We start from the raw sequence: 9,287 nt of genomic DNA on the forward strand, positions 1-9,287 counted from the left end.
ACACGCATGTTAGAAGATGCTTATTTACAATTAGCGCGCGATATTTTAGATCACGGGACTTACAAAGATGATCGGACTGGGACCGGGACGTATAGTCTTTTTGGCTACCAGATGCGGTTTGACTTGAGCCAAGGCTTCCCATTATTGACGACTAAAAAAGTTCCCTTTGGCCTAATCAAGAGTGAATTATTGTGGTTTTTGCATGGCGATACGAATATTCAATACCTCTTGCAACACCATAATCATATCTGGGATGAATGGGCCTTTAAAAACTGGGTCACTAGTGACGCCTATACCGGTCCTGATATGACGAACTTTGAGCATCGGCGGTTGGATGATCCGGACTTTAAGCCAGTCTATCAAACCCAGATGCAGACGTTTGATGATCGGATCTTAACTGATGATGAGTTTGCGGCTAAGTTTGGTAATTTGGGGGATGTCTATGGGGCGCAATGGCGGCATTGGCAGACGCGTAACGGCCAAGCGATTGACCAGATTGCTAACGTAGTTGCCATGATTAAGCAGCATCCCGATTCACGGCGGTTGATTGTTTCAGCTTGGAATCCAGAAGATGTCCCGAGTATGGCGTTACCCCCGTGCCACACGTTATTTCAGTTTTATGTGGCGGATGGTAAGCTGAGTTGCCAGTTGTATCAACGCTCAGGCGATGTCTTTTTAGGCGTACCGTTTAATATTGCTAGCTATGCCTTATTGACTCATCTAGTGGCGAAGGCAACTGGCTTACAAGTTGGTGAATTCGTGCATACTTTGGGCGATGCGCATATCTATACGAATCATGTCGATCAAATTAAAGAACAGTTGACGCGCCAGCCCAAAGCCGCGCCACAACTAGTTTTAAGTGATCGACCAGCGGATCTATTCGATACGCAAATGAGTGATATTAAGTTGACCGGCTATAATCCGGCGCCGGCGATCAAAGCGCCAGTCGCGATTTAGGAGGTTGGATCATGATTGCTTTAATCTGGGCTCAGGATCAGCATGGCTTAATTGGCGCTAATGGCCAGTTGCCGTGGCACTTGTCAGCGGATTTAAAACGGTTCAAACGGCTGACCTTAAATCACACGATTGTGATGGGGCGCAAGACGTTTGCCGGTTTTCCAAGACCACTGCCACACCGGCAAAATGTGGTCTTATCACGGCAAACCCTAGACTTACCAGCCGGGGTCCAACAATTATCTAGTCTGGAGGCACTCTGGACCTTACAGGCGGCACATCCTGATGAGGTGATCTTCGTGATTGGTGGGGCGACCGTTTTTGAAGCTGTCTTACCACGAGCAGATTACTTATATCGGACGCTGATTACCGGTGATTTTACCGGGGATACTTGGATGCCGCCAATCGATTATGATCAGTGGCAACTGACGCAGCATGAAAATGGCGTGCGTGATGCGAAAAATACCTTAGAATATCAGTTTGATGATTTTAGTCGGCGGAAAATCAACGGCAAATCGTGAAACTAGGCGGTTTTTCTGCTATACTAAGAGCATTAATTTTATTGTGAGAATTGGCTAATTCTTACAAGACTAAGAAAGCGTGGCAAAGTATGACGAAAATCAAGATTGTGACCGATTCTTCGGCAAATTTAACGGACGCCGAGGTTCAAAAATACGATATTACCGTGATTCCGTTGTCCGTCATGATCGATGGCACAATTTATATTGAAGATGAAACGATTACGCGGGAAGAATTCATCGAGAAGATGGGAACTGCGAAATCATTACCAAAGACGAGTCAACCAGCATTGGGAACGTTTATCGAAACTTTTGATAAGCTCGGTGCCGATGGGGCTAGTGTGGTCTGCATTAATATGCTCGAAGCTATTTCTGGTACGGTGCATACGGCAGAACAGGCAGCTTCGATTACGAAGACTGATGTGACTGTGATTGATGCCCGGACAACTGATCGGGCAATGGCCTTTCAAGTCGTTGCAGCAGCGAAACTAGCGCAAGCGGGTGCTGATAAGCAAGCCGTGATCGACCAAGTACATGCGACGCAAGCACATACTAAGTTATTTATGGGTGTCATGACCTTAAATAACTTGGTTGCTGGTGGCCGCATCAGTCGGTTGACTGGCGCTATCAGTACGTTATTGAACGTCAAGATTGCCTTGGAAGTTGACGATGGGTCTTTAGATGTGAAGATGAAAGGTCGCGGTGTCAAAGCGATTAATAAATTCTTTGATAAGGTGATTGAAGATATTATCCAAACGCCGAATGTGGTCGAAGTGGCCATTTCACACGTGGGTGCAACCGAACGGGTCGAAGGCTACAAGCAACGCTTACAAGCAGCATTACCAAGCTTGAAAGTAAGTGTCCAGCCAACGGTGCCAATCATTGCAACGCACGGTGGTCCTGGGGCGTTTGCGGTTGAATATCATACGCAAGCACAAGCTTAAAGTTGAGGGGCAGGGCGCGGTTGCGACCGCCCCTTTTTCTTATTGCGATTGAATCGACAGGACAAGTTTAAAAAGAAAGGGTGCTGAACGCATATGCATAAACTCTGGGAAGCACTGAAAGTAGTGCTCATTGTGGCGGTGGTTGCGGGTGGTGCTTTTTGGGGATTGAATCATGTCTTACATCCTAGTTCGACAACGACGTCAACAACCCAAACGGCTAATTCCAAAAAGCCGACTAAAGCCGCGCATAAAAAGCGCTTGCAGTTAGTCGCAGTCGGCGATTCGTTAACTGAAGGTATTGGTGACAAAAAGGAAGGCGGCTATGTTGGTCAGATTAAGCAGACTCTAACTAACAAGCAGCATCTAACTGTTACCGCGACGAACGCCGGTAAATCTGGTGATCGTAGTGACCAAATCTTGGCCCGTATTAATAAGTCGTCAGCGTTACAACATAAAATTGCGGCGGCCGATGTGTTAACGGTCACCGTTGGCGGCAATGACCTCTTACAAACGTTGGAAGGGTCCATTACTTCCAATAACACGGCTAAGAATAATAGTACGGTGGCGAAGGCGCAAACAACGTATGCTGCAAAGTTAACCAAATTGTTTAATCGGTTACGGCAGTTGAATCCAAAGGCCTCGTTATTTGTCTTTAGTATCTATAATCCGATCTACGTCAACTTTCCGAATGTGACGGCGATTACGGCTTATGTCCAGCAGTGGAATGAACAGACGCAGACGACGCTTGGTCATTATCAAAAGGCTTACTTCATGAGTATTAATACCGTGATGTCGCACGGTCAGTACAAGACGGCGGCTGAGATTGCCAAGTTGAAAAAAGCGTCTAACAGCACGTCCTTAACGAATCTGACGAATGCAACGCAGATTAATGCGGCCGTAGCGGCTGAGTCAAAGGACAATAATTTGATCTCTAATAGTGATAATTTCCATCCGAATAAGCGGGGCTACCATGTCTTTACGAGCAAGTTGTATCAGACGATGATGGCGCATCCGGCATGGTTATTGAAAAAGTAAAGGGGGACGTCTAAATGCGTGAAGCACAACGAAAAACCAAGGACACGCAACCAAAACAGCCAAGTGGTCCAGTTAATTTATGGAAATGGGTCGCCATCATCTTGATTGCCCTCATTCTCGGCTTGGGGGCTTACATGGGGACGCAAATTCTGCGGTCGCCGAGTGAGACTCAAACCGTCAACACGGCGAGTGGTAATGATGCTGCCAGCGTGCCGATTAAAATGAATCGCCAGCAGTTAAATGCCTTAGCTTCTTACTACCTGACTGATTTTCAAAAGGGTCAGGAATTGAAGTATCGCTTTGTGGTTCGGTCCGATGCGGCTTACCTGCTGGGGACGACCAAGGTGCTTGGTCAAAGCGTGTCATTTGTGATCACGATGCAGCCGAGTGTGATTAGTAATGGGAATATCTCGTTGAAAGCGACCAAGCTGTCGGTTGGGACGATGTCAATTCCGATTAGTTTCGTCATTAATTACATTAATAATAATTACAAGATTCCTAAGTGGGTCAAATTGAGCGCCAAGAACAAGACGATTGATTTATATTTGAATAAATTAGTCGGCAAGCATGATGTTCGCTATAGCGTGGATAAGCTGGACTTAGCTGGCAATCAATTCAATTTTGAGATGCATATTCCTAAGCGCAATTAAGGGTGAGGTGGCACCATGCACAAAACGTTTTATCAGTATTTGATGACCCAAAGAAATCCTGACAGCACTGAATCTGTGGCTGAATTTGCCAATAACGCGTTTTTTGATCAGTCGTTTCCTAAGCAGAGTCAAGATTTCCATGAAGTCTCACAATATTTAGAATTAAATGCCGGCTATTTACCATCAATGACCATATTTGATGACGCTTGGCAGGCCTATTTAGCAAGTGAAGCTTAGGCTAATTTAGTCAGGAAAGAGGATTTTTGGGATGGCCAAAGAAACAAAGGAAACCGCGCCAGAACAGCCGGTTAATCCGCATTTAAAGTCGAAAGCCAAGCGCCCGAAACGACGCGTGGGACTATGGACGTACATTATTTCAATCGTGGTGGCATTAGGTATCGGGATTGGTGGTACTTATTGGGTTATCGGTCGCTCGGTAAACCAGCAACTGGCTAATATGCAACAAACCAGCACTGCCATGAAGAAGATTCAATCGGTGTACGCCACAATTAGTCAGAACTATTATCAACCAGTCAATGAAAATAAGCTGGCGAATGGTGCGATTAATGGGATGGTCAATTCCCTTGGTGATAAGTTCTCCGAATATATGGATAAGAGCGAAACCGAAAGTTTAAATGATACAATCGACAGTTCTTTCTCGGGGATTGGTGCGCAAGTTCAAAAGTCTGGGAGTTATATCCAGATCATTTCACCAATTGCGGGAACCCCAGCGAAAAAAGTCGGCTTGAAACCAAAAGACATTATCAAAAAAGTCAATGGTAAGTCGATTGCTGGCAAGACTTTGACGCAGGCCGTTAACTTAATGCGTGGGAAAGTCGGCACAACGGTGAAATTAACCGTTGAACGTGCTGGCAAAACCTTTACCGTTAGCTTAAAGCGGGCCAAGATTCCAGTCACAACGGTTGATTACAAGTTAGTTGGCGGGAAAAAGAAGATTGGTTATATTACCGTCTCAACCTTTTCAACGAATACTGCTAAAGAATTTAAGACCGCTTTAAAAGCCTTGGATAAAAAAGGTGCCAAGAAGCTTGTCATTGACATGCGTGGTAATCCAGGTGGTTTGATGACCGCGGCTTTGAAGATGGCCTCGATGTTCTTGAAGAATGGCAAGACCATTATGCAAGTGCAAGCACGCGACAGCCAAGCTGAGAAGTATGTCGCTGGTAAGAAGTATGATGGCGGCTACAAGGAAACCAAGCCAACGACTGTCTTAATTGATGGTGGGAGTGCGTCTGCTGCTGAAATCTTTTCTGCCGCCTTACATCAATCCGCTGGCGTAAAGCTAGTTGGGTCACAATCTTATGGTAAAGGGACCGTGCAAACCGTCTCAACCTTTAGTGATAAGACCGAAATGAAGATCACCGTTGCCAAATGGTTAACGCCAAATGGGACGTGGATCAACAAGAAGGGCTTGACCCCAACTATCAAAGCCAATGAACCAAGTTACGCCAGCTTGACAGTCTTGAGTAAAGTCAGTGACTTACAAGCCGGTAAGGTCAACGATAATATCAAGACGTTGCAACAATATCTTAAGGCCATGGGTGACTTCAAAGGTAGTGCGAATGGGTACTTTGGGGCCTCAACGACCCAAGCACTAAAACATTATCAAAAGAAAGCCAAGTTGCCCGCTACGGGTAAAGTTAATAAAAAGACATTGACTAAGTTGGAAGTGCAATTAGCACAGAAGATTAGTGATCATGATCGGGCTTATAACGCTGCGATGAAACTGATGTCTAAATAGGATGATGGAAAGTCTGGAAGTTATTTCCAGGCTTTTTTTAGTTGGTCTAAAACTGATTGAATAAGTTTAATGAATGTGCCTATCAGAAATTAATAATCCAGCTTGATTGATGGTTGATAGTATAAATCAAATGTTAAATAAGCGTTAAATTGGGAGCGCCTAAGTGAGATGGTGACCGCAAAAAAGACCTGATGTGTTTTTACACTGACATCAGATCCTTTAGGTGACACGATTGGTAGTGGTCTAAGCATGAGTACTAATTCACCGTCATGATGCCATTATCGGTCGTTGACGATATCATTAGCACGTTCAATTAGGGCAACAAATTGTAAAACACTGTCCGTTTGCGCATCGGTTAAGCCTCCCATTTTAAATGAGAGGTCATCAGAAAGTCCCAGTAAATAATCTGCAGAGGTGTCTAAAATTGTGCAGATTTCCACTAGGGTTGCTAAAGCTGGGTAGGACAAGCCTTGCTCGTAAGCAGAGACGGTTCCTTTGCTGACCTCTAAGCGTTTCGAGAGGTCTAACTGTGTAAGACGCTTGGCCTTGCGCATGGCTTTAAGGCGTTCGCCAAAAAAATCTAGATTCATATGATTTCACCCTCCGTACAGGGTAACAAAACGATATACGGAAAATTATTGTACTAAGTACATGCAATATTGATACTTTTATAGTAATTTGATAATATTAGGGGTATGGGGTATTGATTTAATTAGTATTTTCGAGACTAAGGATAAGTTGAAAGGAGGGAAAATGATGCCATTGAAAGGAACAAAGCTTAAACCAGCTTGGATTATCGGAATTGTGGGACTCATCGTTGTGGTGATTGTTGGTGTCTTGCTGTTACGACCTAAGAAATTGACTGGTAGTTATTCAACGACTGTTACAGTCTTAGTTGCGACATCTAAAGATACATTGAAATTTACACGGGATAATAAAGTAGTGGAATATTCAGATGGTGAAAAGACGAATACGGGGACGTACAAGATTGATGGTGACCAGTTAACTTTTAAGCTTGGCAAGACTGATCTTTCAGCCAAACTAGCTAAGGATCATCAGACTTTTAAGATCGAATCTGCCAGTGGGATGGCTGGATTCAGTAAAGGGTTGGTCTATAAATTAGATAAGTAGTCTAACGAAACAAAGTGTGGCGGTACTATCGACACTTTGTTAGCTGGAGCAGGATTAATTGGGGTTAATCAGATCAATGCCGGATGTAGTGATGACTCGTTCGTCAACAGGCATTCAGCAGGTTACATACAAGCCAGCTAGCAACGGGGACCACGACAGTGTCACACGAATTGCTGATGAAACGAATCGGCATGTCAAGTTGTCAAGGACTGACGAGACTAACTACTTTAGAAAATTTATTAGTAAGCTTGTTTATCATTTTAGGCCCTGCAAGTAGTTGTTGTAAGTAACAAACATTTCAGTCGATAAAAATTATCATAAAAAGGATGGCGTTACAGTAATGAGTAAAGAAGATATTTTGAAATTTTTGGGAACTAAGCGGGCGTTAACCGCGGATGTTCAAGATGCTCGGCATGCCCGGTATGTCGCAGAGACTAATTATGAGCAGTTACGTAAACAAGCTAAACACCGTTTGATTTGGGCGATTGTTGGGATTTTTATTTTACCAATTGTGGTTGTTGCGATCAGTCCAATACTCAGTGCAGTGGTCTTCTGGGGTGGCATTGCCGGGACTATTTATTTAGCGTATGTGCAACATGGACAGAAGCGTCAAGCGAGTGACCTGATTGAGCAAGCTAATCAACAAATTAATGCGGCCATGGCGGTGCCAGCCTATGTTCAAGGAATGCAAGACTTTCCACAAAAGTTTTATAGTTATTGGACGATTGACCGTTTGATGCACTTGATTAGTGAGAATCGGGCAACCACGTTACAAGAAGCTTTTAATGTCGCTGAAACGCAAGACTTTCAAAATGACCAATTGTCGATGCAACAAGAAAATCTGGCAGTGGCCAAATCGACTAATTCGGCGGCTAATATTTCAGCGGTGGCGAATGTCTTTACGGCGTTTAACACCCGCAAATAAGTAAACAGGCAAAAGGAGTTTAGCTTTAATGAAACGACTGACTAAATTAAGTTTAATGGTATTAGGAATGACGGCCCTAATTGGTGGCAACTTGAACATGACTGCGCTACCTAGTCAAGCGGCCAAACATAAGACGGCTAAAAAGGTTAAGTGGCACAAAGGGACCCCTAAAGCGCTTCGGGGGAAGTATCAAACGAAGCATTTTGGTGCTGATTTAATGTCGCAGTACAAGATTGGCCCGAAGTCCGTCTGGTACTGGAGTTCAGGCATGCCGGTTGTTACGGGCTCGCACGTTTATTATCGGTCTCTCGGTCATCATCGGTATATCCTTCGGTACAATGCTCACTGGGTTGGCGGCAAAGGTGGCGAGAAAAATCAGAAGTCGAGTTTTCATAAGATCGGTAAGAATTTTAAGGCTTCTGGCGATAAAATGATGTTTCATCCTTATAAGTGAGTTTGAGCGATAAAAATTGGAGGCGTTACCGATGAAAGTAAGCAAAGTAATTGTATCAGCGTTAACCGTTTTAAGTGTGACAACGATGGGGATTGCAGTGACCACAGCTAATAGGACGACCACGGCGTTCGCCAAGGCTAAAACTGCTAAAGTTGTGAAGACCACGACCTATAAGGCTAAACATAAGGTTCATGTCCAAGGTGGTTGGATGTATTCAAAGGCGACCTTAACGCATAAAAAAACTCATTTGACGAAGTACTTATACACTAAGTTTTACGCCAGCAAGAAAGTAACCGTTCGCAAGGCTAATGGTAAAACGGCCACGGTCAATTATTTAACGGCTAAGAATGGCAAAGTAAAAGGTTATGTTGCGGCATCCAACGTCCGTAACCAATGGGGCTATGGCAAATATAGTGTCGCAGCTTATCGGAAGAGAGCAGTTAGTGATATTAATCATGACCGGGCTGCTCGGGGATTAAAGCCATTAACGGAAACGAAAAAGTTAGATCAAATTGCACAACGAAATAGTGACCGGATGCTTAAAGATGGGCATAGCTTCAAAGCAAATGTGGAAGGCACACCCCATGCTGGTTGGATTGTTGATGACTATTTGGCACCAAAGTCTAACCCTATAATTCATTATGAAAACGGGACGCAATGGGGTCAAGGATCGGTTAACTCTTGGATGCGGCGGACTGACCGTAATCGCGACATTGGTGCCATCCCATATCTGATGAGTGCCAAGCATACCCGGATCGGTTTAGGTGGGGCGCAACATGGTCAAGCTATTTATATGTTCGTGCTCTTGTCAAATGATTAATTGAAATGAATATAGAGCCTCGATTTAAAATTGAAGTGCAACACCTGCTCTACTAGACCAGTTCTTTATTCAGACTAGTCAAAAAGGCCATGAA

General features: G+C 44.2%; 12 protein-coding genes. 11 read left to right on the forward strand and 1 reads right to left on the reverse strand.

Going from position 1 to position 9,287, the window contains the following annotated elements; genetic code table 11:
- Nucleotides 1–6: 6 nt before the first annotated feature.
- From FFM77_RS02070 to FFM77_RS02100, 7 genes are all read left to right on the forward strand, one after another.
- The gene (locus tag FFM77_RS02070) at nucleotides 7–957 is read left to right on the forward strand and encodes a thymidylate synthase (RefSeq protein WP_137634108.1); all 951 of its coding nucleotides are present in this window, start codon (nucleotides 7–9) and stop codon (nucleotides 955–957) included.
- An 11-nt stretch (nucleotides 958–968) separates the two neighbouring features.
- On the forward strand, nucleotides 969–1,475 hold the full coding sequence (locus tag FFM77_RS02075) for a dihydrofolate reductase (RefSeq protein ID WP_137634089.1): 507 nt from the start codon (nucleotides 969–971) through the stop codon (nucleotides 1,473–1,475).
- 89 nt (nucleotides 1,476–1,564) lie between these two features.
- Entirely contained in the window at nucleotides 1,565–2,416 is an 852-nt protein-coding gene (locus FFM77_RS02080; RefSeq protein WP_137634090.1) for a DegV family protein, read from the forward strand.
- Nucleotides 2,417–2,509: 93 nt separating this feature from the next.
- Entirely contained in the window at nucleotides 2,510–3,451 is a 942-nt protein-coding gene (locus FFM77_RS02085) for an SGNH/GDSL hydrolase family protein (protein WP_137634091.1), read from the forward strand.
- A gap of 14 nt (nucleotides 3,452–3,465) precedes the next feature.
- Nucleotides 3,466–4,101 (forward strand): YpmS family protein, encoded by a 636-nt coding sequence (locus FFM77_RS02090; protein ID WP_137634092.1) that lies wholly within the window; start codon nucleotides 3,466–3,468, stop codon nucleotides 4,099–4,101.
- A 15-nt stretch (nucleotides 4,102–4,116) separates the two neighbouring features.
- Entirely contained in the window at nucleotides 4,117–4,338 is a 222-nt protein-coding gene (locus FFM77_RS02095; RefSeq protein ID WP_137634093.1) for a YozE family protein, read from the forward strand.
- 31 nt (nucleotides 4,339–4,369) lie between these two features.
- The gene (locus tag FFM77_RS02100) at nucleotides 4,370–5,863 is read left to right on the forward strand and encodes a S41 family peptidase (protein ID WP_137634094.1); all 1,494 of its coding nucleotides are present in this window, start codon (nucleotides 4,370–4,372) and stop codon (nucleotides 5,861–5,863) included.
- A 278-nt stretch (nucleotides 5,864–6,141) separates the two neighbouring features.
- Here FFM77_RS02100 and FFM77_RS02105 read toward each other — a convergent pair whose 3' ends face one another.
- Nucleotides 6,142–6,453: a helix-turn-helix domain-containing protein gene (locus FFM77_RS02105; RefSeq protein ID WP_137634095.1), complete on the reverse strand. Its 312-nt coding sequence runs from the start codon at nucleotides 6,451–6,453 to the stop codon at nucleotides 6,142–6,144.
- Nucleotides 6,454–6,619: 166 nt separating this feature from the next.
- Between FFM77_RS02105 and FFM77_RS02110 the strand changes: the two genes are divergently transcribed.
- From FFM77_RS02110 to FFM77_RS02125, 4 genes are all read left to right on the forward strand, one after another.
- Entirely contained in the window at nucleotides 6,620–6,994 is a 375-nt protein-coding gene (locus tag FFM77_RS02110) for a hypothetical protein (protein ID WP_137634096.1), read from the forward strand.
- Nucleotides 6,995–7,334: 340 nt separating this feature from the next.
- The gene (locus FFM77_RS02115) at nucleotides 7,335–7,919 is read left to right on the forward strand and encodes a hypothetical protein (RefSeq protein WP_137634097.1); all 585 of its coding nucleotides are present in this window, start codon (nucleotides 7,335–7,337) and stop codon (nucleotides 7,917–7,919) included.
- 28 nt (nucleotides 7,920–7,947) lie between these two features.
- Nucleotides 7,948–8,373: a hypothetical protein gene (locus tag FFM77_RS02120; protein ID WP_137634098.1), complete on the forward strand. Its 426-nt coding sequence runs from the start codon at nucleotides 7,948–7,950 to the stop codon at nucleotides 8,371–8,373.
- A gap of 31 nt (nucleotides 8,374–8,404) precedes the next feature.
- Nucleotides 8,405–9,193, forward strand: coding sequence for a CAP domain-containing protein (locus FFM77_RS02125; protein WP_137634099.1), 789 nt, complete (start codon nucleotides 8,405–8,407; stop codon nucleotides 9,191–9,193).
- The last annotated feature ends 94 nt before the right edge of the window (nucleotides 9,194–9,287 follow it).

The sequence above is a fragment of the Lactiplantibacillus songbeiensis genome (assembly GCF_005405125.1).
Lineage (GTDB): Bacteria > Bacillota > Bacilli > Lactobacillales > Lactobacillaceae > Lactiplantibacillus > Lactiplantibacillus songbeiensis.

Coding starts and splice junctions, on each gene's coding strand:
- FFM77_RS02070 (WP_137634108.1), top strand. CDS start 7: ATGTTAGAAGATGCTTATTTACAATTAGCGCGCGATATTTTAGATCAC.
- FFM77_RS02075 (WP_137634089.1), top strand. CDS start 969: ATGATTGCTTTAATCTGGGCTCAGGATCAGCATGGCTTAATTGGCGCT.
- FFM77_RS02080 (WP_137634090.1), top strand. CDS start 1,565: ATGACGAAAATCAAGATTGTGACCGATTCTTCGGCAAATTTAACGGAC.
- FFM77_RS02085 (WP_137634091.1), top strand. CDS start 2,510: ATGCATAAACTCTGGGAAGCACTGAAAGTAGTGCTCATTGTGGCGGTG.
- FFM77_RS02090 (WP_137634092.1), top strand. CDS start 3,466: ATGCGTGAAGCACAACGAAAAACCAAGGACACGCAACCAAAACAGCCA.
- FFM77_RS02095 (WP_137634093.1), top strand. CDS start 4,117: ATGCACAAAACGTTTTATCAGTATTTGATGACCCAAAGAAATCCTGAC.
- FFM77_RS02100 (WP_137634094.1), top strand. CDS start 4,370: ATGGCCAAAGAAACAAAGGAAACCGCGCCAGAACAGCCGGTTAATCCG.
- FFM77_RS02105 (WP_137634095.1), bottom strand. CDS start 6,453: ATGAATCTAGATTTTTTTGGCGAACGCCTTAAAGCCATGCGCAAGGCC.
- FFM77_RS02110 (WP_137634096.1), top strand. CDS start 6,620: ATGCCATTGAAAGGAACAAAGCTTAAACCAGCTTGGATTATCGGAATT.
- FFM77_RS02115 (WP_137634097.1), top strand. CDS start 7,335: ATGAGTAAAGAAGATATTTTGAAATTTTTGGGAACTAAGCGGGCGTTA.
- FFM77_RS02120 (WP_137634098.1), top strand. CDS start 7,948: ATGAAACGACTGACTAAATTAAGTTTAATGGTATTAGGAATGACGGCC.
- FFM77_RS02125 (WP_137634099.1), top strand. CDS start 8,405: ATGAAAGTAAGCAAAGTAATTGTATCAGCGTTAACCGTTTTAAGTGTG.